The following is a 23,485-nucleotide window of genomic DNA, read 5'->3' on the forward strand; positions in this document are numbered from 1 at the left end:
ACGAGTCCAGCAGTGGCGGTCGCGCGCCGAAAGCCGCTAGGCGCCGCTCCCCGACGCCCCGTCAGGGCTGCTGGATCTCTCCCAGCCCGGCACGGTACCGGTCGGCGAGGCCCTGATAGGTCGCCGACGACATGTTCACCCAACGCTCGGCGCCGGTGCCGGCGATGGGGCCGCGGACGGTCGCGGGCGAGCCCGCGACGAACACCTCGTCGGGGATCTTGGTCTCTCCGGTGACCAGTGAGTGCGCTGCGATCAGGCTGCGTCGTCCGATCACGGCGCCGTCGAGGACGGTAGCGCCGTTGGCGACGACCGCCTCCTTGCCGATGTGCGCGCCGTGGATGACGCAGCAGTGCGCGACCGTGGCGCCCGGTCCGACGTCGGTGGGGATGCCGGGTGGGGCGTGCAGCACGCTGCCGTCCTGCACGTTCGCGCCCTCGCGGATGATGATCGGGGCGAAGTCGGCACGCAGCACGGTGTTGAACCACACCGAGGCACCGGCCTCCACGTGCACGTCACCGATCAGCGTGGCAGTCGGTGCGACGAAGGCCTCCGGGCTCACCACCGGCGAGCGGCCCTCGAAGGAATAGAGCGGCATCGTCCGGTTATACCGCAGCGAGGTGGCCCGCGTTGCGCCGTCGGGGGCTAAAACTGTAACGTGTTCTAGTTAGAAGCCAAGGAACGGGAGGCCCACCGTGACTACCGATACCGCTGGAGTCCGCGAGATCGACACCGGCGCGCTGCCGGACCGGTTCGCGCGCGGCTGGCACTGCCTCGGTCCGGTCAAGGACTACCTCGACGGGGAACCGCACGGCGTCGAGATCTTCGGCACGATGCTGGTGGTCTTCGCCGACTCGAACGGCGACCTGAAGGTGCTCGACGGCTACTGCCGGCACATGGGCGGAAACCTCGCCCAGGGCACCATCAAGGGCGACGAGGTGGCGTGCCCGTTCCACGACTGGCGCTGGGGCGGCGACGGCAAGTGCAAGCTCGTCCCCTACGCCAAGCGCACGCCGCGGCTCGCCCGCACCCGCGCGTGGCACACCGACGTCCGCGGCGGTCTGCTGTTCGTCTGGCACGACCACGAGGGCAACCCGCCCCAGCCCGAGGTGCGGATCCCCGAGATCCCCGAGTTCGGCGATGACGGCTGGACCGAGTGGCGCTGGAACACGATGCTCATCGAGGGCAGCAACTGCCGCGAGATCATCGACAACGTCACCGACATGGCGCACTTCTTCTACATCCACTATGGCCTGCCGACGTACTTCAAGAACGTCTTCGAGGGCCACATCGCCAGCCAGTACCTGCACAACGTGGGCCGCCCCGACGTCAACGACATGGGCACCACCTACGGCGAGGCGCACCTGGACTCCGAGGCTTCCTACTTCGGCCCGTCCTTCATGATCAACTGGCTGCACAACAACTACGGCGGCTTCAAGGCCGAGTCCATCCTGATCAACTGCCACTACCCGGTGACGCAGGATTCGTTCGTGCTGCAGTGGGGCGTCATCGTCGAGAAGCCCAAGGGCCTCGATGAGAAGACGACCGACAAGCTCGCCCGCGTGTTCACCGAGGGTGTCAGCAAGGGCTTCCTGCAGGACGTCGAGATCTGGAAGCACAAGACCCGCATCGACAATCCGCTGCTGGTCGAGGAGGACGGCGCGGTCTACCAGATGCGCCGCTGGTACCAGCAGTTCTACGTCGACGCCGCCGACGTGACCCCCGACATGACCGACCGCTTCGAGATCGAGGTCGACACCACGGCCGCCAACGAGAAGTGGCACGTCGAGGTCGAGGAGAACCTCAAGCGTCGCGAGGCCGAGAAGGACGCCGAGAAGGAAGAGCAGCCGACTCAGGCGTGACGTCATGACCGCGAGCGACGAACGAACCGACGCGCCCGACGTCGATCGGCTGGCGAAGTCCATGCTGCAGCTCAGCGGCCACGACGACGAGGACGGCGACCATCCTGCCTCGGAGCCCCCGCGCAGTACCGGCGCCTGGTCGAAGGCTCCGGACTTCGCGGCCGACCCGGAGCGCGCCGCGGCGGTCCGCGAGGCGAGCAGACGGGACCGGGAGCGCTACCTGACGGCCGGCCTGGTGCCGGTCGACTGCCGGTTCTGCCACTCGACGGTCGCGGTGAAGAAGCTCGGCCCCGAACACACCGCCGTGCAGTGGAATTCGGCGGCCACCGAGCGGTGCGCCGTCTTCGCAGAGGTGCGGGCATCCGGCGGCGACCCCAGCCGCAGCCGGTCCTGTCCGAAGCTCGCCGACAGCATCAGGCACGCCGTGGCCGAGGGGTGCCTCGAGGAGGCCTCCAGCGCCCCCTCCCCCGGCGACGGCTAGTCAGACCGCCGCCGGATCCGCCTGCGTCAGAGCCCTGCGAAGCGCTCCTTGACCTGCTCGTCGGTGAGGCCGTAGTCGGCCAGTGAGTAGGTGTGCTTGGGCGCCCGCGGCCCCTGCCTGCTGGCCTCGTGGGTGGCGGTCATCGCCGCGCGCGCCTCGTCGGTGACCTCGATGCCGAAGTGGTCGTAGACCGCCTGCACCGCGCCCACCGGATCCTTGACGAGGTCGACGTAGTCGAGGTCGTAGAACTGGGCCGCATCGTGGCGCGCCCGTTCGGCGTTGAACAGCTCGAGCCCCCGCGACCAGGTCTCCATCGAGTCGGCACCGATCACCTCGCCGGTGAAGGTGTTCGACCAGCCCTCGGTGGTGTGCTGCGCCAGCGAGCACATCGACGCCATGATCGTCTCCACCGGACGGTGGCACTGGATCACCAGCGCATCCGGATAGGTGTTGAACAGCGCGTCGAGCGCGAAGAGGTGGCTCGGGTTCTTCAGCACCCAGCGCTTCTCGGGCTCGTTCAACCCGATCAGCTGCAGGTTCTTTCGGTGTCGCGCATAGGATTTGGTCCAGTCGCGCTGCGCCAGCCACCGCGAGTACGTCGGAATGTGCGCCAGGGTCTCGTAGGACACCGAGTGCAGCGACTGCCGCAGCAGCTGCCAGCACTCCTCCACCTCGTCGGGCGTCATGTAGTGCAGCCCGGTGTAGTCCGGGTTCTCTGCGTGCGCCTTCGCGAACTGGGCGTCCAGTTGCGCGAACACCGGGTTGTCGGACCACGTCTCACGCGGCGGGCGGGGCTGCGGGAACTCGGCGAGCCACAGCTCCAGGCCCTGGTGGCGCGGATCGGCGGCCAGCAACCGGTGGATCGCGGTCGTGCCGGTGCGCGGCAGGCCGGTCACGAAGATCGGCCGTTCGATCGGGACGTTCGCGTGTTCGGGGTACTGCGTGAAGGCCGCCTCCGACACCAGCCGGGCCACCAGCGCGTTGCGCACGAAGAAGCGCTGCATCTTGCTGCCGAACTCGGTGAGATCGGCATCGCGCTGATACGACTCCAGCAGCACGCCCAGCGCCTCGCGGTAGTCGTCGTCGTCGCTGCCGAAATCGCTCAGGCCGCACGCCTTCGTGGCCGATGCATGCAGGTCGTCGACGGTGCCGACATTGGTGCGGGTCATGCCTTGTACTCCCCGCAGTTGACGTCCAGCGCCTGGCCGGTGATGCCGCTCGACAGGTCGCTGGCCATGAACAGGATCGCCGAGGCCACCTCGTCCTCGGTGGGCAGGCGCTTGAGGTCGGACGCCGCCGCGGTGGCCTGGTAGATCTGGTCGACCGTGGTGCCGTACTTGCCGGCCTGGTGGGTGAAGTAGCTCTCCAGCGTCCCGCCCCAGATGTAGCCCGGCAGAATGGAATTGACCCGGATGCCCTGCTCGCCCAGTTCGGTGGCCAGCGACTGCGACATCGCCAGCAGCGCCGACTTCGCCATCTTGTAGGCGCCGTACTTGGCTTGCGAATGCCGCACCACCATGGAGTTGACGTTGACCACCGAGCCCTTGGCCTCGGCCAGCGCCGGTGTGAAGCCCTGGATGAGGCGCAGCGCGCCGAAGACCGTCAGTTCGATGGCCTCGCGCATGTGGTCAAACGTGGTGTTGGCCAACGGCTTCATCGACGGCACCCGGAATGCGTTGTTGATCAGCACGTCGACCCGGCCGTACGCCTCGAGCGCCTGCGCGACGAGGTTGTCGACCTGCGCGTCGTCGGTGATGTCGGTGCCGATCGACACCGCACGCCGGCCCATGTCGGTCACCGTCTTCGCGACGTCCTCGAGCCGCTCGACGGTGCGGGCGGCCAACACCAGGTCGGCGCCCTCGCCCGCACAGCGGCGCGCCAAGGTCGTTCCCAGTGCCGGACCGACGCCACTGATGACGACGACCTTCCCCGCCAGGAGATCACCCACGGTCAACCCACCATCCTCTCGCCGATCAGTCTCTGCCGCAGGGCGATGCGTGCACGCCAGTCGTCCTCGGAGATCTCGTTGGAGTCGTAGTACGGCAGCACCGACGCCACCTGGTCCACGCCGACGATCTCGGCGGTCGGGCCGTCCTCGGCGGTCAGTTCGCGCGACACCCGCTGCCAACGGAACTGCAGGTAGCCCCGGCGGTGGTCGAGGGTCTCGCACCAGTTGGTCACGCCGGGGTTGGCGTCGGACACCACGATGCGGATCTTGCCGTCCGGGTCCGCCTGGGCCTGCGTGCCGTTGAGCGACGTCTGATGGTTGATGTAGTCCAGGGAGATGTACCAGAGGCTGCCGAGCTGGAAGCCGAAGTACGGCGCGTCGGACACCGGCACGGTGATCACCATCGCCTCGTCCGGCGCGAGGTCGAAGTGCCCGACGGCCGAGTATTGGGTGGCCAGGCCACCCGGTGTGAGGCGCGGCCCGACGAGGGTGTTCACCGGCAGGTCGTCGTAGAACCACTGCGGGAACTGCAGCCAGGTCTTCACCCGCTGCACCAGTTGCTTGCCGGCGACGGCGTAGCGCTTCTCGATCGTCTCGCGGGTCAGCGGCGGCGGCGCGGTGCCCGCGGTGTCGGTGCGCGCGATGGCGAAGGTGCCGCGCTGAGCGCTCCAGTCGTTGAACACCTCGCGAATGACCAACTGCGACGGCACCTTCGGAGTGAAGCGCCACTCGAACGTGCCGTCCTCGGCGATGTCGAGCCGCCGGTCGTCGAACGCGGTCTCGCTGTCGGGAACGTTCTCGTCGGTGTACTCGCCGCCGAGGAGCTGGAAGCTGACGTCGGTCGTCGTGCCGCGCCAACCGGTCACGACGTATTCGTGGTCCGGCTGGACCCGCGTCCCGAAGTACATGGTGTCCGGGTTGTCGAGGCCCATCTTGGTGAACGGGCCGGTCCCGCTGTGCAGGAACGGATGGTCGCGGTCGTAGTCGAAGGCGACGTGCGTGCAGGCGGCGACGCAGCCGGCGAGGTACTGCAACCCCTCCAGCAGGTCGGCCTCCGAGGAGATGAATGGTGCCGCGGCGACGAGGCTCTCGGCCTCGGCGATCGCCTCGGCGAGGGGCTGGGAGTACACGGGCGAACCTTCCGTGGTCGAGTATTCGACCGAGCTGGTAGAGTTTCCGACCTGAGACTAGAACGTGTTCCAATTCGAGTCAACGGCGAGGAGGCACCCCCGTGACCGCCGCCTCGCCGCCGACGCACCGCGTCGTCGCGATCCTCGACTTCCTGGCCCGGCACCCGCACGACCGGTTCGGGATCTCCGAACTGGCCCGCCGCGTCGGGCAGAGCAAGCCGACCTGCCTCGGCATCGTCGCGACCCTGGCCGAGGCCGGCTACCTGGTCCGAGACCCGGAGGAGAAGACCTACCAGCTGGGCCCGTCACTGATCGCGCTGGGACAGATGGCAGCCGAATCGCTGCGCATCGGCCCCCCGGCGCGCGACGAACTGCGGCGACTGTCCGCCGAATTCGGGACGACCGCGGCGTTGGCCGCCGTGGTGGACGACCGCATCACGCTGCTCGACCTGGTGGGTCCGCAGGGCGCCGACGTCGGCGTCCGCGTCGGCCAGTCCTATCCGTTCGCCCCGCCGGTCGGCCTGATGTTCGTGCTGTGGGACGACGACGCACTGCGTGACTGGCTCGCCCGGGAGCCGACCATCCCGCTGCGCACCGACGGCCGGCGCCTCGACCGCGTCATCGCCGAGTGCCGGTCGTCGGGCTATCTGGTAGAGCGCCTCACGCCGGGCGGCCGCCGGCTGTACGCGCTGATGGCGGGCATGTCCGCGACGCTGCCCGACGAGTTGCGGGCTCTGCTCGGCGAACTGATCTCCGACATCGGGGAGCGGGTGTACCTGCCGGGCGAGGACTCCGCGACGAACACCCGTCACGACATCAGCGTCATCTCGGCACCGGTGTTCGACCACTACGGCAGGCAGGCGATGGTGGTCTCGCTCCAGATCGGCCGGGCACTGACCGACGCCGAGATCGCCCGTCACGCACGGGGAGTGACGTCCACCGCGGCTGCGCTGACCGCCACCCTGGCCGGTCGCGCGCCCGGCATCAGCTGACGGCGGCCACCGCGAACGGCAGCACGGCCGGAGCGCCCGACCCGCGCAGCACCCGTGCCGCCATGGTGGCCGTCCACCCCGGGTCGGTGAGGTCGTCCACGAGCAGCACCGGGCCGTCGAGCGCGGGCAGGTCGGGCGCCTCGAACGCCCCCGCGAGGGCCGCGACGCGGTAGGCCGAGTTGGCGGCCGTCACCGGTCGCCGCTCGGGCGCGTATCGCAGGACGCCCAGATCGGTCAGCCGGCCGAGGTCCGCGAGCCGGGCGGCGAGCGACGCGATCAACCGCGGGTGCCGCTCGGAGTCGAGCGCCATCACCGCGACCGGACGCGCGTCCCACGTCCACGCGGCGAGCACGTCGACCGCCGCGCGCACCAGATCGTCGGGAGCCTCCGCGTCGGGCGCGTCGAGGACCGCCCGCAGCCGCGCTCCCCACCCCAGATCGGTGAGCCGTCCGATGACGCGGCCGGGTAGCGGACCGTCGGCGATCTTGCCGCTCAGGTCGACGCCGAGCTTCGCCAGACCGGACGGCCACTGCTTGCGCGGTGCGACCTCGACGCCCGGCCGCATGAGCCGCTCCTGGGTGGCGGCGACGGCGGCCTCGTCGACGTCGGCCTCGTAGTGGGCGCCGGTGCAGTTGTCGCAGCGCCCGCACCGCTCGCCCTCGACGAGTTCGGGATCGTTGAGTTGTCGCCGCAGAAACGCCATCCGGCATTCGTCGGTGTCCAGGTAGTCGAGCATCGCCTGCTGCTCGCGCTGCCGCGCCTCGTCGAGCGTGCGGTAGCGCGCCTCGTCGTAGGTCCACGGCTCACCGGTGGCGACCCAGCCGCCCTTCACGCGCCGCACGGCCCCGTCGACGTCGAGCACCTTGAGCACCATCTCGAGCCGGGTGCGGTTGAGGTCCACCAGCGGCTCGAGCGCCGGCGTCGACTGCGGCCGGTCCCGCTCCAGGGCGTCGATTACCTTGCGCACCAGCGCTTCCGACGGAAAGGCCACCGAGGCGAAGTACCGCCACACCTCGCGGTCCTCGGCGCCGGGAAGCAGCACCACCTCCGCGCTGTCGGTCGAGCGGCCGGCACGTCCCACCTGCTGGTAGTAGGCGATCGGGGACGCCGGCGCGCCGAGGTGCACCACGAAGCCGAGGTCGGGTTTGTCGAAGCCCATGCCCAGCGCCGACGTGGCGACCAGCGCCTTGACCCGGTTGTCCAACAGATCGCGTTCCAGTTGTTCGCGCTCGGCGGCCTCGGTGGCACCCGTGTAGGCCGCGACGGCGTGGCCGCGCTCGGCCAGCATCGCCGCGACGTCGCGCGCTTGGGCGACGGTGAGGGTGTAGACGATGCCGGAACCGGGCAGCGCGTCGAGGTGGTCGGCCAGCCACGCCGTGCGCCGGGCGGGGCTGCCGACCTTCACCACCGCCAGCCGGAGCGACTCCCGGTCGAGGCCACCGCGCAACACCAGCGTGTCGGTGCCCGGCCCACCGACCCCGAGCTGCGCCCGCACGTCCTCGACGACGCGGTCGTTGGCGGTGGCCGTGGTGGCGAGCACCGGGATGTCACTGCCCAATTCGGCGATCAGCGTCCGGATGCGCCGATAGTCGGGGCGGAAGTCGTGTCCCCAGTCCGAGACGCAGTGCGCCTCGTCGATGACGACGAGGCCGGCGTCGCGGGCGAGGGCGGGCAGGACGTCGTCGCGGAAGTCCGGGTTGTTCAGCCGTTCCGGGCTGACGAGTAGCACGTCGACCTCACCCGCGTCGACGGCCCGGTGCACGTCGGCCCAGTCGGCGACGTTGCTCGAATTGATGGTGGCCGCCCGCACCCCGGCGCGTTCGGCGGCCTGGACCTGGTTGCGCATGAGCGCCAGCAGCGGCGACACGATCACCGTGGCACCGCGGCCCTCCTGCCGCAGCAGCTTGGCGGCGATGAAGTACACCGCGGATTTGCCCCACCCGGTCCGTTGCACCACCAGCGCACGCTTGCGCTGCGCCACCAGCGCCTCGATGGCGGTCCACTGGTCGTCCCGCAGCACGGCGTTCGGTCCGGCCAGCTGCTCCAGGAGGTCCTGCGCCCGTTCCCGCGTCACCATGCCGGCTCCCCTACTCCCTCGTCGGTCGCCCCCATCCTGCCGGGCGGCTCCGACGAGCCGGGAGTCAGCGCTCGACGAGGTGTCGGCGAAGGACGCGTCGGCGTCCGTCGTCAGTAGGCGTAGGTGTTCTTGGGCTCGTCGATGTGCGTCACCGCGTCGGCGGACACCGTCGGGATGAAGTCGTTCTCGGCACGCGCCGATCCCGGTTCGACGCGGCCACGGACCTCCACCCACGTCTGCTCTCCGAACGCGGCGGCCGATCCGGCGGCGGGGCCGGCGAGGCGGACGCGGGCGAGCTGCGCGTCGGCAGCGCAGCAGACGATCACGACGCGGGCGAGGTACACGCCGTCCGGGTAGTGCAGGGTGAAGCCCGACATCGTGATCGTGCGACCGTCGAGGCTCTTCGCCGGATCGGCGGCCGCGCGCATGACGACCTCGGGCACCGGCACCGTCGGCGCCGGGCCGGGCGGCAGCGGCGGGAACGCCCGCGGGCTCGGCGCGGTGGCCGACGGCGGGGCGGCGGTGGCGCCGCGCGCGTCCAGGGGCGGCGGGACGACGAACGCGATCAGCGCGATCGGGAGCAGCAGTAGCCAGACCAGCCGACCGCGCTGTCCGTGACCGTGCCCGTGCCCGTCGTCGACGTGCGTCGTACCGCGCACGTCGCGGTACAGCGCGGCGGCGCCCAGGACGATCAGCACCGCGGCGGCGATCGCGAGCCACGGCAGCAGCGCCGGCTTCACGTAGTTCAGGTAGGTGCCCTTGACGAGCATCACCGCGACGCTTGCGCCGACCAGGACCAAGACGAGGTGCTGCACGAAGCGGTTCACGACGCACCGCCCAGGGCGACCAGACCGACGACGGTGGCCAGGACCGTGGCGACGACGAACGTCGCCGGCGCGAACGCGACGGCGAAGCGCCGGCCGAACATGCCGGCGTGCATCGCGACGAGTTTCGCGTCGACGGCCGGACCGACGACGAGGAACACCAGGCGTGGCACCAGCGGCACCATGGTGAGGCTCGCGGCGACGAACGCGTCGGCCTCCGAACACAACGCCAGCACGACCGCCAGCGCGGCCATCACCAGCACCCCGAGCAGCAGGTGACCCGCGAGATGGTCGAACATCCACGGCGGCACCGCGACGCGCAGCGCCGCCGCAGCCGCCGCCCCGAGCACCAGGAACGACGCGGCCTGCAGGAAGTCCTCGCGGGCGGCGTCACCGAACACCGTCCAGCGCGAGCCACCGGCGGTGCGCTCGGGTCGTAGGCGGGACACCGTCACCCAGCCGTCGCGCCCGAACCTCGACCACAGCAGACCCATCACCACGGCGGTGAGCAGGGAGGCCACGCAGCGCGCCGCCACCATCGCGGGCTGGCCCGGGAAGGCGACAGCCGTCGCGACCAGCACCACGGGATTGATGGCCGGCGCCGAGAGCATGAAGGTCAACGCCGCGGCGCCCAACCGCCCCGGCGCGTACAGGCGGCGCGCCACCGGTACCGAGCCGCACTCGCACCCGGGAAGGGCCGCACCCGCCACGCCCGCGACGGCCACCGCCGCGGCCGGTCGGCGGGGCAGCCAGGACGCCAACCGCTCGGCGTCGACGAAGGCGGCGATCAGGCCGCTCACCACCACGCCGAGCACCAGGAACGGCAGGGCTTGGACGAAGACGCCGCTGAACACGGTGGCCGCGGTCCCGAGCAGCGGCCGATCGACGACCACGCCCCGCAGCCAGGAGGCGCTGAGTGCGAGGACCGCCAACCCGATGAGCAGGACCTCGAGCGAGCCGGCACGACGGTGCCGCGCCGTGGGCGGGGCCGGGGCCGGATCCATCCGGCCATCATGCCCGTGCCGGCTGGCAGATCCCCGCCAGCTGCGGGGTCAGTCGCCGCTGGAGCCGGCCCCGCCCGACGAACCGGTGCTGCTCGATCCTGCGCCACCGGCCGAGCTCGTACCCGAGCCACCCGCGTCCTGGCCGCCGGCCGACGCGGATCCGCTCGGAGCCGTGGAGCGCGCCCCGGTGAGGGCGCCGATCCCGTTGGAGATCATGTCGTTGACCCCCTTGAACGGGTCGAACGGCTTGCTGGCGCCCGTGCTCGACGACGCGGACGTCGACGGCTTGGCCAGCGGCGCTCCGTTGACGCCGGGAATGACCGGCTTGGGCTTCTCGGTGGTCGCCCGGGTGGTGCTCGCCGAGGCGGCAGGCGCCTCGGCCGGCGCCTCGGCCACGGTCGCGACCCGAGCGGCGGGCTCGGCGACCTCCGGCTCGGTCGCCGCCGCGGCGACCACGACCGGCGCGGCAGGAGCGACGGGAGCCGGGGCAGGAGCGACGGGAGCAACGGGGGCGGGCGCGGGCAGCGGAGCCGTCACGGCGGGCGGGACGACCAGGCCGCCGAACGGCTGGACGATGCCCGGCGTGGGTGGGGTGCTGGGCAGGAACGGCGTGTTCACCGCCGTCATGTTCGGCGCCAGCCCGAAGGACAGCGTCGGCGGCAGCAGTAGACCCGTGCTGATGAAGGGCAGCAGGCCGACGTCGAAGGTCTGCGAACCGATCTGCGTGCTGGTCTGCAGGCCGGCCACCCGGTAGTCGAAGAACGGCCCGTTGGCGAAGTCCTGGTAGGTGACGAATCCGGTCGTTCCCGAATTCATGATCACCCCGGGAATTCCGGCGGACCAGCGTCCGATGTCGACGGAACTGAAGTTGTCGGGCTGGCCGTTGACGCCCGTCTGGCCGGTCGGAGCCTGAGTGAATCCGATCGCCTTGAGAACGTTCAGATTGAATACCGCCGGACCGAATTGATTGGCGGTCTGCAGGACACCGGCATGGGTGGCGACGTAGGGGTCGTAGGACACGCCGTTCTCGGTGAAGCCCAGCGCACCCCGGCTACTGGCGAGGCCGGTGATGCCGGCGACCCACTGATCCATGCTGGTGATGTTGGCCGTGCCGGCGGTGCTGCCGGCCGGCGGCAGGTGCGCATCGCCGTAACGCACCGAGTCCAGAGCCAGGCTCGCGGGACCGAATTGATTGAGCGACCGCAAGGTTCCGCGCACCGTCGCCGAGACGTCGTCGACGACGGTCGACACCGAGCCGACGCCCACGCTGCTCGTCGACGGCGTGGGAGCCACCGCGAACGGAAAGAGGCGGGCGAACGAGAAGTTGGCCGTCGGCTGCACGTCGCGCTGCACGGGTGCCGGAAGCGATTCTGCGGGCAGTGAGCCGTATCCGGCGATGAGCAATGCCCCCGCACCGAGCGTAGTGAGTCCGATTCCTCCGTAACGGCAAACTGCCTTGAACATCGAATTCCTCTATCGCTCGCCGAAATGGGGTGCCAATAGCGAACACCATTCGATGCAATCAGGTCAAGACGGAAACGCGTCACAGCTAATTCGAATTCCGATCCGGCCGTTTGCTAACAGCAATCTCCGGGCGAGTTCTGAGGCGCATCGGTCGGTGATCCGTGCAGGTCACGCTGCTGCGGTACGGCAGCGCGCGGGCCCCGATCGGCCGTAGCGCGTCGGCTCGCTAGTGCACGACCAGCCAGATCGCGACGAAGTGGCACGTGGCCGCCGCAGCTACGCAGGCGTGGAAGAACTCGTGGTGACCGAAGGTCGTGGGCCACGGATTCGGCCACCGCGCCCCGTAGAAGACCGCGCCGATGCTGTACAGCACGGCACCCGCGACGAGCAGTGCGACGACCGTGACGCCCGCACCGGCCAACAGTGTCTCGGTGAACCAGACCGCCACGTAGCCCAGCAGGAGGTACAGCGGGACGCCGACCCAGCGCGGCGCGTGCGGCCACAGCATCTTGACCGCGACGCCGGCCGAGGCGCCGAGCCACACGATGCCGAGCACGCGGGCACCGACGTCCGGTGGCATGGCCAGGACCGCGAACGGCGTGTAGGTCGCGGCGATGAACAGGAAGATCGCCGAGTGGTCGAGTCGCCGCATCCACTTCTCGGCTCCCGCCGAGCCCCACTGCACGCGGTGGTAGGCGGCGCTGATGCCGAACATGCCGATGACGCCGATGACGTAGACCAGGATCGCCCAGCCCGCGCGCGCTCCGACGAGCCACGCCGCCCACAGCAGCGCCGAACCCGCTACCGCCGCAACGGCAGTCGACACCAGGTGAATCCATCCCCGTGCGCGGGGACGGTTGAGCGGCTCGCCGATGTCGTCGACGTCGACGAGTCCGAGGGGGTGGCGTACCGGCGGGACGTCGGTCAGGGCAACTCCGATGCTCGGATGTCGAGGAGGCGCCGCCGACATTACCGCCCGCGCGGCGACCGCCGCCGCCGCGCGCGCATCAATTCACACTTTCGCTATGCCGACGACGCTTCCTGCTCACGCTTGATCTCGAGGGCGATGTCGATGAGTTGGTCTTCCTGGCCGCCGATGAGTTTGCGTTGCCCGGCGCGGTGGAGCAGTTGGTGGGCGGGCACGCCGTAGCGTTCGGATTGGCGGATGGCGTGCTTGAGGAAGCTGGAGTACACCCCGGAGTAGCCCATGATGAGGGCGTTGCGGTCGAGCAGGCACTCGGCGGGCATGGCGGGGGCGACGACTTCTTCGGCGGCGTCGGCGATGTCGAAGAAGTCGATGCCGGTCTTGACGCCGATCTTGTCGAACACCCCGATGAGCGCCTCGACCGGGGCGTTGCCCGCGCCGGCGCCGAAGCGGCGGCACGACCCGTCGATCTGCTTGGCTCCGGCCCGCACCGCCTCGATGGAGTTGGCGACCCCCAGGCCGAGGTTCTCGTGGCCGTGGAACCCGACCTGGGCGTCGTCGCCGAGTTCGGCGACCAGTGCCGCGACCCGGTCGCGGACGCCTTCGAGGACCAGCGCACCGGCCGAGTCGACGACGTAGACGCATTGGCAGCCGGCGTCGGCCATGATGCGGGCCTGGGCGGCGAGCTTCTCCGGAGGGATGGTGTGGCTCATCATCAGGAACCCGACGGTCTCCAACCCCAGTTCACGGGCCAGGCCGAAGTGCTGGATCGACACGTCGGCCTCGGTGCAGTGGGTGGCGATCCGGCAGATCGAGCCGCCGTTGTTCTGGGCCTCCTTGATGTCCTCCTTGGTGCCCACCCCGGGCAGCATCAGGAAGGCGATCTTGGCGTTCTTCGCGGTCTGGGCGGCCAGGGCGATGAGTTCCTGCTCGGGGGTCTTGGAGAACCCGTAGTTGAAGCTCGACCCGCCCAGCCCGTCACCGTGGGTGACCTCGATGACCGGCACCCCGGCGGTGTCCAGGGCGGCGACGATCGCGCCCACTTCGTCTGTGGTGAACTGGTGGCGCTTGTGATGACTGCCGTCGCGCAGCGACGTGTCGGTCATCCGGATGTCCCACATCGGGTCGAAGTAGATGCCGCTCATGCGTGACCTCCTGAGATCGTCTGCTCTTCGCGCGAGCGCTCATCGCGGGTGGCTGCCGCCCTATCCTTGGCGATCTCCTCGCCGACCTTCGTGGCGGCGGCGGTCATGATGTCGAGGTTGCCGGCATAGGGGGGTAGGTAGTCCCCCGCTCCCTCGACTTCGATGAACGTCGTCACCAACGCCTGCCCGCCGGAGTTGATCGACGGATCGTCGAACTGCGGCTCGTTGAGCAACCGGTAGCCCGGCACGTAGGTCTGCACCTCGGCCACCACGTCGCGGATCGACGCCGCGATCGCGTCGCGGTCGGCGTCCTCGGGGATCGCGCAGAAGATGGTGTCGCGCATGATCATCGGCGGATCGGCCGGGTTGAGGATGATGATCGCCTTGCCCCGCGCCGCGCCGCCGATGTCACGCACGCCCGCGCTGGTGGTCTTGGTGAACTCGTCGATGTTGGCCCGCGTCCCCGGCCCGGCCGACGCCGAGGACACCGACGCCACGATCTCGCCGTAGGGCACCTCCACCACGCGGGAGACGGCGTGCACGATCGGGATCGTGGCCTGCCCACCACAGGTCACCATGTTCACGTTCGGGGCGTCCAGGTGCTCGCGCAGATTCGCCGGCGGAATCACCCCCGGCCCCACCGCGGCCGGGGTCAGATCGATCGCACGGATACCGGCCTCGGCGTAGCGCGGCGCCGCGTCGCGGTGCACGTAGGCGCTGGTGGCCTCGAACACCATGTCCGGCTTCTCATCTAGCGCCAGGAGCCAGTCCACACCCTCGTGCGACGTCTCCAACCCCAGCGTGCGAGCCCGGGCCAACCCCTCACTGTCCGGATCGATCCCGATCATCCAGCGCGGCTCCAACCACTCCGAACGCAGCAACTTGTACAACAAATCGGTACTGATGTTGCCCGACCCGACGATCGCCACGGACGCCTTGTTAGCGCTGTCTGCCATTGCGGCTCCTATTCGAAACTGAGGTGAACTGAACCTAGACCGTCGAAATCGGCTACGAAATCGTCACCGGGACGTGCATCTATCGCACGCGTGCACGATCCCGGCAGCACGATGTCACCGGCCCGGAGGCGCACGCCGAACTGATCCACCTTGCGCGCCAACCACGCCACCGACGTGACCGGATTGCCGAGTACCGCATCACTGCGCCCCTCGGCGACCACCTCGCCGTTGCGCCGCAACACCGCGTCGATGGCGCGGATGTCGATGTCCTTCGGCGACACGCGTTCGGCGCCCAGCACCCAACCCGCCGACGACGCGTTGTCGGCGATGGTGTCGCACAGCTTGATCTTCCAGTCGGTGATGCGGGTGTCGATGAGTTCGATGGACGGGGCGTACGCCGCCGTCGCCGCCAGCACGTCGTCCTCGGTGCAGCCCTCCCCGGGCAGGTCGTCGGCGAGGATGAAGCCGACCTCCACCTCCACCCGCGGATAGAGGAACCGACCGGCGGCCACCGGCTGGTCCTCGAACACCTCCATCTCGTCGAGGAGGTGGCCGTAGTCGGGCTCGTCGACGTTCATCATCTTCTGCATGGCCTCCGAGGAGAGGCCCACCTTGTGGCCGATGACGCGCGCGCCCTCGGCCACCCGCTGCCGGATGTTGATGAGCTGGATCTCGTAGGCGTCGACCACGTCGATGTCGGGCTGGCCGTCGGTCAACGGCGTGATGGGCTGCCGGCTGCGCTCGGCCTGGGCGAGGTCGGCGGCGAGCTTCTCGCGCACCTGGGCGGGCAACATTGAGCGAAGTCCCCTCGTTGGTTTGACCGGCACTGTTGTTCGAAGGCCGGGCCATTCTATAACGTGTTCTACATGACAGAGCAGGAGTACGACGTCATCGTGGTCGGCAGCGGTGCCGCCGGCATGGTCGCCGCCCTCACCGCCGCCCACCAGGGCCTCTCGACAGTAGTCCTCGAGAAGGCCCCGCACTATGGCGGATCGACCGCCCGCTCCGGCGGCGGCGTGTGGATCCCGAACAACGAAGTACTCAAGCGCGACGGCGTGAAGGACACGGCGGAGGCGGCCCGCACGTACCTGCACGCGATCATCGGCGACGTGGTGCCCGCCGAGAAGATCGACACCTACCTCGAGCGCGGACCCGAGATGCTGTCGTTCGTCCTCGAGCACTCGCCGCTGAAGCTGTGCTGGGTGCCGGGCTACTCGGACTACTACCCGGAGACCGCCGGCGGCAAGCCGACCGGGCGGTCGGTGGAGCCGAAGCCGTTCGACGCCAAGCGACTCGGGCCCGACGAGAAGGGCCTCGAACCGCCCTACGGCAAGGTGCCGCTCAACATGGTGGTACTGCAGCAGGACTACGTGCGCCTCAACCAGCTCAAGCGGCATCCCCGCGGCGTGCTGCGCAGCATCAAGGTCGGCGTCCGCACGGTGTGGGCGAACGCCACCCGCAAGAACCTCGTCGGCATGGGCCGTGCGTTGATCGCACCGCTGCGAATCGGCCTGCGCGAGGCCGGTGTTCCCGTCCTGCTGAACACCGCCCTGACCGATCTGTACGTCGAGGACGGCGTCGTGCGTGGCGTCTACGTCCGCGACACGACCGAACCGGAGAGCGCCGAACCGCGCCTCATCCGCGCCCGGCGCGGCGTCATCCTCGGCAGTGGCGGCTTCGAGCACAACGAGCAGATGCGCGTGAAGTACCAGCGGGCACCGATCACCACCGAGTGGACCGTCGGCGCCAAGGCGAACACCGGCGACGGCATCGTCGCGGCCGAGAAGCTGGGCGCCGCACTGGAGTTGATGGAGGACGCCTGGTGGGGTCCGACCGTGCCGCTGGTCGATTCACCGTGGTTCGCCCTGAGTGAGCGCAACTCGCCGGGGTCGATCATCGTCAACACCTCTGGCAAGCGCTTCATGAACGAATCGATGCCCTACGTCGAGGCCTGCCACCACATGTACGGCGGCGAGTACGGCCAGGGCCCCGGCCCGGGCGAGAACGTGCCGGCATGGCTCGTCTTCGACCAGCAGTACCGCGACCGGTACATCTTCGCGGGACTGCAACCGGGACAGCGCATTCCGAAGAAGTGGCTCGAGTCCGGCGTCATCGTCACGGCCGACACGCTGGAGGAGTTGGCGGAGCGGACGGGGTTGCCGGTCGCCGACTTCACCGCGACCGTCGAGCGGTTCAACGGCTTCGCCCGCAGCGGCGTCGACCAGGACTTCAAGCGCGGCGAGAGCGCCTACGACCGGTACTACGGCGACCCGACGAACAAGCCGAACCCGAACCTCGGCGAGATCGCCCACGGCCCCTGCTACGCGGCCAAGCTGGTGCCGGGCGACCTCGGCACCAAGGGTGGCGTGCGCACCGACGTGCACGGTCGCGCGCTGCGCGACGACGGCTCGGTGATCGACGGCCTGTACGCGGCCGGCAACGTGAGTTCGCCGGTGATGGGGCACACCTACCCCGGGCCGGGCGGCACCATCGGACCCGCGATGACGTTCGGCTACCTCGCAGCGCTGCACCTGGCGGGCAAGGCCTGACGATGCCGATCGACCTCGCCGTCGCCCTCGGCGCCGAACTGCCGCCCGTCGAATTCTCCTGGAGCAGCAGCGACGTCCAGCTCTACCACCTGGGCCTCGGCGCGGGCACCGACCCGCTGGATCCCCGAGAACTGCGCTACCTCACCGACGGCACGCCGCAGGTGCTGCCGACCTTCGCCAACGTGGCGCAGAGCTTCCACATGACCGAGGCGCCCACCGTCCGCTTCCCCGGCATCGACATCGAGTTGAGCCGGGTGCTGCACGCCAGCGAGGCGGTCACCGTCCCGGGTCCGATCCCGCCGTCCGGGACGGGCGTCGCGGTCACCCGGTTCACCGACATCTGGGACAAGGGCAAGGCCGCCGTCATCTGGTCCGAGACGGCGGTGACCGCACCCGACGGCACCCCGCTGTGGACGCAGCGCAGGTCGATCTTCGCCCGCGGTGAGGGCGGATTCGGCGGCGAACGCGGCCCCTCAACCTCGGCCGAACCGCCGCAGCGCGAGCCCGACCACGTCCTCACCGTCCCGGTGTCGCCGCAGCAGGCGCTGCTCTACCGCATGTGCGGCGACCGCAACCCGTTGCATTCGGACCCCGAATTCGCCTCCGCCGCAGGTTTTCCGAAGCCGATCCTGCACGGCCTGTGCACCTACGGCATGACGGCGAAGGCGCTGACCGACCTACTGCTCGACGGTGACGCGACGCGCGTCGGCGGGTACGGCGCCCGCTTCGCCGGCGTGGTGTTCCCCGGCGAGACGCTGAGGGTGAGCGTCTGGGCGGGCGAGGGCGAGGGTCCTGCCTACCGGGCCGTCGTCACCGTCCCCGAGCGCGAGGACGCGGTGGCCCTGTCCGGGGTCGAATTCACCCCGGCCTGACCCCCGGCCGAAGCATCGGCGGCCGGCGGGTCAGTACCACTCCTCCCAGTCCGCGTAGGCGCCGGCGAGCGCGCGCCGGAAGACGAGGCCGTGGTCCCACCGCGTGACGAACGTCCGCGCGACCGTCCCCGGGAACCGGGTGTTCTCCGCCTGGGCGTAGACCCGCGCGTAGCCGGCGTCGCGGGCGGCCGAGGCGGCGACGTCCGTCCAGTCCCGGGACTGGCCCATCGGGATGGCGAAGTCGGAGACCTCCACACCCAGCCGGGATTCGATGACGCGGCGCGACTCCTCGAGTTCGTAGGCGGTCTCTCCGGAGTCGAGGTGGCCGAAGTTCGGGTGCGTCACCGAGTGGCTGCCGATGCGGACGCCCCCGGCGGCGAGGCGCTCGACGTCGGCCCAGTCCATGAGCATGTCCCCGGCCCAGTCCCGCGCGGCGCCGTCCGCCCAGCTGCTGACCACGAACAGCGTCCACGGGATGCCGAGGTCGGCGAGCACGGGCGCCGCCGTCGTCGCGGCGCTGCGGATGCCGTCGTCGAACGTGACGGCCAGCGACTTCGCCGGTGCCCGCCCGTCGGCGATCTCGTCGGCGTGGACGAAGCGGTAGCCCGCCGCGAGGGCCGACTCGAGGTGGTGCCGGAAGCGCTGCGGCGCGAGGTCGTTGTTGCCGACGTAGGGCGTGCCGACCGCGTGGTAGGCCAGGATCCGCGGCGTGCCGTCGGCCGGTCGGCGGCGCAGCGCGAGCACGTTGCGTTCGCAGCACATCCGCGCTGCGGCCAGGTGAGTGCGCCGGATGCGCGCACGGCCCAGGACGCGTCGCCAGGTGGCCACGTCAGCGTGTGCAGACCCGCGCGAGCACGTCGGCCACGCGTTCCTGCTCTGCCGGGGTCAGGTGCGGGTGCAGCGGTAGCGAGAGGATCCGTTCGGCTGCGGCCTCGGCGACGGGGAACGCACTGGGGCCGTAGCCGAGGTGAGCGTACGCGCCGGTCAGGTGGATCGGCGTCGGATAGTGCACGCCCGCACCGATGTCCGCGTCGTTCAGCGCGGCGAGCACGCGATCGCGCTCGTCGACCCGGACGACGAACAGGTGCCACACGTCCTCGTTGTCCGGGTCGGTGACCGGCAGGCGGATCCCGGGCACGTCGGCGAGCAGCTCGACGTAGCGGGCCGCGGCGAGGCGGCGCGCGGTGTTCCAGGTCGCGAGCCGGCGCAGCTTGGCCGACAGCACCACGGCCTGGATGGCATCGAGCCGGGAGTTGAACCCGACCACGTCGTGCGCGTACTTGCGGGCGCTGCCGTGGGCGGCGATGACCCGGACCCGTGCGGCCAGTTCCTGGTCGTCGGTGAGCACGGCGCCCGCGTCCCCGGCCGCGCCCAGGTTCTTGCCGGGGTAGAAGCTCGTCGCCGACGCCGTGCCGAAGGTGCCGGCCGAGCGTCCCGACTGCCGTGCGCCGTGGGCCTGCGCCGCGTCTTCGACGAGCGGCACGCCGTACTCCTCGGACAGCTTCGCCAGCGGCTGCATGGGCGCCGTCTGGCCGAAGAGGTGCACCGGGACGATCGCCGCCGTGCGCGCGGTGATCGCCCGTTCCACCTGCAGGTGGTCGATCAGCAGCAGGTCGGGGTCGACGTCCACCAGCACGGGCCGGGCGCCGATGCGGCTGACCGCCTCCGCCGTCGCGATGAAGCTGTTGGCCGGCAGGATGACCTCTCCGCCCGCCGTGACGCCAGCCCCGCGCAGGGCGAGTTCGAGCGCATCGGTGCCGTTGGCGACGCCGACGACGTGCCGCACGCCGATGAACTCCGCGTACGCCTGCTCGAACTCGGCGACGGCTCCGCCGCCGATGAACGCGGCGGACGCCATGACCTCGAGGAGCCGGGGCGTGACCTCGTCGGCGATCTCGCGGTGCTGCGCGACGAGGTCGACCAGTGGAATCCTCACGACTGCCGCACCTCGTCGACGACCCGCCGCTGCTCGTCGTCGGTCATCTCGTGGAACAACGGCAGGATCAGCGTGTGGTCGGTGAGCCGCTCGGTCACGGCGAGGTCGGCGCTGCCGAAGTCCCGATCGGCGTACGCCGGGTGGCGGTGCGCGGCCATGATGCCCCGCCGCGCCGAGACGTCCGCCGCGGCGAGCTTCTCCAGCAGCTGGTCGCGCTCCATCGGGTAGTCGGGTCCGACCTCGACCCAGAACGACTGAAAGTTGCCGGTGCCATGGGCCGGATCGCCGACGCAGCGCAGACCCGGTACCGCGGCCAGCTGCTCCTGGTACACCGCGGCCAGCGCCCGTCGCCGTGCGATCACGGTGTCGAGCTTGCGCAGCTGGACCAGACCGACAGCCGCCTGCAGGTCGGTCATCCGGTAGTTGTAGCCGACCTCCACATAGCGTTCGGCGACCGGCAGCGTGCTGCGATGACGTTCGGCCGCACCGACGTTCATCCCGTGCTCGCGCAGACGCCGGACCCGCTCGGCCCACTCGGGGCGGTTCGTGGTCAGCATGCCGCCCTCACCGGTGGTGAGGATCTTGCGCGGGTGGAACGACCACACCGCGACGTCCGCCCCGACGCCGACCGGCCTTCCGCGGTAGCGGGAGCCGGCGCCGCACGCGGCATCCTCGACCAGCACGGCGCCGGTCCGGTCGCACAGCGCTCGGATCGGATCGAGGTCGACGGGCACACCGCCCTGGTCGACGGCGATGACCGCCCGGGTGGCCGGCGTCCACGCCGCCTCGATCGACGCGGCGGTGACGTTCCCCGTGATCGGCTCGACGTCGGCGAAGACCGGCCGCGCCCCGACGTACACCACGGCGTTGGCCGTGGCGACGAACGACAGCGAGGGCACCACGACGTCGTCGCCGGGGCCGATGCCGGCCACGACGAGCGCGAGGTGCAGCGCGGCCGTGCAACTCGACAGCGCCACTGCGTGATCCACCGACATCGATCGGGCGAAGGCCGCCTCGAACTCCGCCACCCGCGGCCCTTGCGCGATCCACCCACTGCGCAGGGCGTCCGCCACGGCGTCGATCTCCTCGGCGCCGAGCCACGGCTTCATGACGTTGATGCGCTCCACTAGACGCGCGCCGACCGCTCGAGCGCGATGACGTCGCGCAGCGGGGCCCACCACTCGACGAGCCGGCGCAGACCCTCCTCCAACGGCACCTCGGCGGTGAAGCCGAGATCGCGCCGAGCGGCCGAGGTGTCGGCCAGACGGCGGACGACCCCGTTGACCGCGCGCGGGGGGTGGTACTCGATCGGCAGCGACGACCCCATGACGCGCAGCAGCGCCGCGGCGAGATCGTTCAGGCTCGTCTCCACCTGGCTCGCGACGTTGTAGACGCCCTCGGTCACGTCGCCGGCCGCCGCCAGGACGTTGGCACGCGCGATGTCCTCGGTGTAGGCGAAGTCCATGGTCTGTCGACCGTCGCCGAAGATGAGCGGCGGCAGCCCGTCGGCAATGCGCTCCATCCACCGGACGAGCACCTCGGTGTAGAGACCGTGCACGTCCATGCGCGGTCCGTAGACGTTGAAGTACCGCAGCGCAACGTAATCCAGGCCGTGCATCGCGCGGAAGCTGCGCAGCATGCCCTCGTTGAAGCTCTTCGCCGCGCCGTAGAAGGTGTCGTTGTTGTGGTGATGGTGGCGCTCGCCGGTCGGGAACTGCTCGGCCATGCCGTAGACCGACGCCGACGACGCGGCGACCACCTTGTCGACGCCGTGCTGGGCAGCCGCCTCCAGTACGGTGAAGGTCCCGTCGACCAGCACCTCGAGGGCGAGGCGCGGCTCCTCGGCGCACTGCGTGATGCGGATGGCGGCCTGGTGGAACACCAGGTCGGACCCCATCGTGGCGTCGTGCACCAGGTCGACGTCGCGGAGGTCGCCGACGATCAGTTCGGTCCTGGGATCACCCAGGGCGGCGGCCAGGTTCTCCCGTCGCCCCCGCACCAGGTTGTCGAGGATGCGCACGCGGCCGACGCCGGCGGCGAGGAGCTGATCGACGAGCGTCGACCCGATGGTGCCCGCTCCGCCGGTGACGAGGACCGACGCTCCGCTGAGCGCGCTCATACCAGCGCTCCGTGAAGCAGTCGGTCGGCGTCGGTGGGCTCGACCGGCGTGCCGTGGCCGGCCAGGCTCTGCGAGATGGCCTCCAGCACCGAGAGCACGCGCAGCCCTGCCACGCCGTCGGTGCGCGGCGGCCGCTGCTCGCGGATGGCGGCGGCGAATTCGGTGACCATGGAGGACAACGCCTCGGTCTCGGGAAGGGCCGGAACCGTGATGTCGCCCAACCGGTAGGACACCGCTGCCGCACGGCGCTTGTCGACGTCGCCGACGTCGCGGCTGGCGGCGAGGTCGATCCCACGGTCGTGGATGGCGACGCGCTGCTGCGGATTGAGGTCGTCCCAGACCAGCGTGCGGTGGCTGCCGCCGATGACCATCCGGCGAATCTTGGTCGGCGACATCCAGTTCACGTTGACGTGCGCCACTCCTCGGCCGCCCAGACCCATCGTCGCGTAGCCGACGCAGGCCTTTCCCGCGTTCAACGGGTCGGCACCGGTGGCGGACACCCGGTCCGGGGTCAGCCGGCCGGGCAGCGCGTAGTCCAGGATCGCCAGGTCGTGCGGGGCGAGATCCCAGAACACGTCGACGTCGGGCTGCACCAGCCCGAGGTTGATGCGCGTGGAGTCGACGTACAGGATGTGCCCGAGGATGCCCTTGGCGATGATGTCGTGGATGTACTCGACCGCTGGTGTGTAGCAATAGGTGTGGTCGACCATGAGGACCAGGCCCGCTGCCGCACCGGCCTCGATCATCAGCGCCGCCTCGGCCGACGTGGGCGCCAAGGGCTTCTCCACGACGACGTGCTTGCCCGCGTCGAACGCGGCGAGCGCCAGAGCGGCATGACTCTCCGCCGGGGTGGCGATCGCCACGGCGTCGATGTCGTCGCGGGCGAGCAGGCGCTCCACCGACGTCTCGACGTGCACCGTGGACCGGTCACCCACGACCCGACGGGCGCGTCCCTCGTCGAGATCGCACACCGCCACCAGGTCCCAGTCGGGCGAACTACGAAAGTTCCGCACCAACTTGGGTCCCCAGTACCCTGCACCGATCACTGCGACGCGAAATTGCCGCCTCATGCTCTGCCCCCGTTCACATCGATCACCTCGATGTTCGCTAGATTCGCTCCTTGGCGTCGAGTCACCGTAGGCGTCGACGAGAGGATATGCTAACACCAATCCGGTGTAAGCGCCTCTCAGCTGCTCAAACCGTT

Annotated in this window: 22 protein-coding genes; 5 read left to right on the top strand and 17 right to left on the bottom strand. The window is 70.2% G+C overall.

The features are described 5' to 3' along the window. Positions 1-61 precede the first annotated feature (61 nt). On the bottom strand, positions 62-595 hold the full coding sequence (locus FZ046_RS02570) for a gamma carbonic anhydrase family protein (protein WP_070354232.1): 534 nt from the start codon (positions 593-595) through the stop codon (positions 62-64). 97 nt (positions 596-692) lie between these two features. Here FZ046_RS02570 and FZ046_RS02575 point away from each other — a divergent pair, with 97 nt between their 5' ends. Then, entirely contained in the window at positions 693-1,859 is a 1,167-nt protein-coding gene (locus FZ046_RS02575) for a 3-ketosteroid-9-alpha-monooxygenase, oxygenase component (RefSeq protein ID WP_070354233.1), read from the top strand. Between the two features lie 4 nt (positions 1,860-1,863). Beyond that, positions 1,864-2,340, top strand: coding sequence for a hypothetical protein (locus FZ046_RS02580; protein WP_070354234.1), 477 nt, complete (start codon positions 1,864-1,866; stop codon positions 2,338-2,340). 26 nt (positions 2,341-2,366) lie between these two features. On the opposite strand, the gene FZ046_RS02585 is transcribed toward FZ046_RS02580, so the two are convergent. From FZ046_RS02585 to FZ046_RS02595, 3 genes are read right to left on the bottom strand one after another with little or no spacing between them, the layout of a single operon-like run. Then, on the bottom strand, positions 2,367-3,509 hold the full coding sequence (locus FZ046_RS02585; RefSeq protein ID WP_070354235.1) for a sulfotransferase family protein: 1,143 nt from the start codon (positions 3,507-3,509) through the stop codon (positions 2,367-2,369). After that, positions 3,506-4,288, bottom strand: coding sequence for an SDR family oxidoreductase (locus FZ046_RS02590; protein ID WP_099045974.1), 783 nt, complete (start codon positions 4,286-4,288; stop codon positions 3,506-3,508). Before FZ046_RS02590 ends, FZ046_RS02585 begins: the two co-directional genes overlap by 4 nt. A 2-nt stretch (positions 4,289-4,290) precedes the next feature. After that, complete coding sequence (locus tag FZ046_RS02595) at positions 4,291-5,418, bottom strand: hypothetical protein (RefSeq protein ID WP_070354237.1); 1,128 nt, start codon at positions 5,416-5,418, stop codon at positions 4,291-4,293. A gap of 101 nt (positions 5,419-5,519) precedes the next feature. On the opposite strand from FZ046_RS02595, the gene FZ046_RS02600 reads away from it, so the two are divergent. Beyond that, positions 5,520-6,410: an IclR family transcriptional regulator gene (locus FZ046_RS02600; protein ID WP_070354238.1), complete on the top strand. Its 891-nt coding sequence runs from the start codon at positions 5,520-5,522 to the stop codon at positions 6,408-6,410. Here the strand turns inward: FZ046_RS02600 and FZ046_RS02605 are convergent. The 8 genes from FZ046_RS02605 to FZ046_RS02640 all read right to left on the bottom strand — a co-directional run bounded on the left by FZ046_RS02605 (position 6,403) and on the right by FZ046_RS02640 (position 15,599). Then, positions 6,403-8,487: a RecQ family ATP-dependent DNA helicase gene (locus tag FZ046_RS02605; protein WP_070354239.1), complete on the bottom strand. Its 2,085-nt coding sequence runs from the start codon at positions 8,485-8,487 to the stop codon at positions 6,403-6,405. The two genes, FZ046_RS02600 and FZ046_RS02605, sit on opposite strands and share 8 nt — an antisense overlap. A 110-nt stretch (positions 8,488-8,597) precedes the next feature. Beyond that, entirely contained in the window at positions 8,598-9,314 is a 717-nt protein-coding gene (locus FZ046_RS02610; protein WP_070354240.1) for a TIGR03943 family putative permease subunit, read from the bottom strand. After that, positions 9,311-10,315: a permease gene (locus FZ046_RS02615; RefSeq protein WP_070354241.1), complete on the bottom strand. Its 1,005-nt coding sequence runs from the start codon at positions 10,313-10,315 to the stop codon at positions 9,311-9,313. Before FZ046_RS02615 ends, FZ046_RS02610 begins: the two co-directional genes overlap by 4 nt. A 48-nt stretch (positions 10,316-10,363) precedes the next feature. Further along, positions 10,364-11,719 carry a hypothetical protein gene (locus tag FZ046_RS02620; protein ID WP_149484179.1) on the bottom strand — a complete coding sequence of 452 codons (1,356 nt, stop codon included), beginning with the start codon at positions 11,717-11,719 and terminating at the stop codon, positions 10,364-10,366. A gap of 286 nt (positions 11,720-12,005) precedes the next feature. After that, complete coding sequence (gene trhA / locus FZ046_RS02625; RefSeq protein ID WP_083298338.1) at positions 12,006-12,749, bottom strand: PAQR family membrane homeostasis protein TrhA; 744 nt, start codon at positions 12,747-12,749, stop codon at positions 12,006-12,008. 53 nt (positions 12,750-12,802) lie between these two features. Next, the gene (gene dmpG, locus FZ046_RS02630; RefSeq protein WP_070354243.1) at positions 12,803-13,849 is read right to left on the bottom strand and encodes a 4-hydroxy-2-oxovalerate aldolase; all 1,047 of its coding nucleotides are present in this window, start codon (positions 13,847-13,849) and stop codon (positions 12,803-12,805) included. Then, positions 13,846-14,805, bottom strand: a complete 960-nt coding sequence (locus FZ046_RS02635) for an acetaldehyde dehydrogenase (acetylating) (RefSeq protein WP_070354244.1) — start codon at positions 14,803-14,805, stop codon at positions 13,846-13,848. The genes dmpG and FZ046_RS02635 overlap by 4 nt, the downstream gene beginning before the upstream one ends. An 8-nt stretch (positions 14,806-14,813) precedes the next feature. Next, on the bottom strand, positions 14,814-15,599 hold the full coding sequence (locus FZ046_RS02640; RefSeq protein ID WP_070354245.1) for a 2-keto-4-pentenoate hydratase: 786 nt from the start codon (positions 15,597-15,599) through the stop codon (positions 14,814-14,816). A 72-nt stretch (positions 15,600-15,671) separates the two neighbouring features. Between FZ046_RS02640 and kstD the strand changes: the two genes are divergently transcribed. Further along, positions 15,672-17,354 carry a 3-oxosteroid 1-dehydrogenase gene (kstD, locus tag FZ046_RS02645; protein WP_070354266.1) on the top strand — a complete coding sequence of 561 codons (1,683 nt, stop codon included), beginning with the start codon at positions 15,672-15,674 and terminating at the stop codon, positions 17,352-17,354. A 2-nt stretch (positions 17,355-17,356) separates the two neighbouring features. After that, positions 17,357-18,226, top strand: coding sequence for an enoyl-CoA hydratase ChsH3 (locus FZ046_RS02650; protein ID WP_070354246.1), 870 nt, complete (start codon positions 17,357-17,359; stop codon positions 18,224-18,226). Between the two features lie 30 nt (positions 18,227-18,256). On the opposite strand, the gene FZ046_RS02655 is transcribed toward FZ046_RS02650, so the two are convergent. From FZ046_RS02655 to FZ046_RS02675, 5 genes are read right to left on the bottom strand one after another with little or no spacing between them, the layout of a single operon-like run. Continuing rightward, the gene (locus FZ046_RS02655; protein ID WP_070354247.1) at positions 18,257-19,054 is read right to left on the bottom strand and encodes a polysaccharide deacetylase family protein; all 798 of its coding nucleotides are present in this window, start codon (positions 19,052-19,054) and stop codon (positions 18,257-18,259) included. 1 nt (position 19,055) lies between these two features. After that, positions 19,056-20,162, bottom strand: coding sequence for a DegT/DnrJ/EryC1/StrS family aminotransferase (locus tag FZ046_RS02660; protein ID WP_070354248.1), 1,107 nt, complete (start codon positions 20,160-20,162; stop codon positions 19,056-19,058). Further along, positions 20,159-21,271: a DegT/DnrJ/EryC1/StrS family aminotransferase gene (locus FZ046_RS02665; protein WP_070354267.1), complete on the bottom strand. Its 1,113-nt coding sequence runs from the start codon at positions 21,269-21,271 to the stop codon at positions 20,159-20,161. Before FZ046_RS02665 ends, FZ046_RS02660 begins: the two co-directional genes overlap by 4 nt. A gap of 17 nt (positions 21,272-21,288) precedes the next feature. After that, positions 21,289-22,281 carry an NAD-dependent epimerase/dehydratase family protein gene (locus FZ046_RS02670; RefSeq protein WP_070354249.1) on the bottom strand — a complete coding sequence of 331 codons (993 nt, stop codon included), beginning with the start codon at positions 22,279-22,281 and terminating at the stop codon, positions 21,289-21,291. Beyond that, positions 22,278-23,294 (bottom strand): Gfo/Idh/MocA family protein, encoded by a 1,017-nt coding sequence (locus FZ046_RS02675; RefSeq protein ID WP_246182890.1) that lies wholly within the window; start codon positions 23,292-23,294, stop codon positions 22,278-22,280. The genes FZ046_RS02670 and FZ046_RS02675 overlap by 4 nt, the downstream gene beginning before the upstream one ends. Positions 23,295-23,485: the final 191 nt, after the last annotated feature.

The sequence above is a fragment of the Mycolicibacterium grossiae genome (genome assembly GCF_008329645.1).
Lineage (GTDB): Bacteria > Actinomycetota > Actinomycetes > Mycobacteriales > Mycobacteriaceae > Mycobacterium > Mycobacterium grossiae.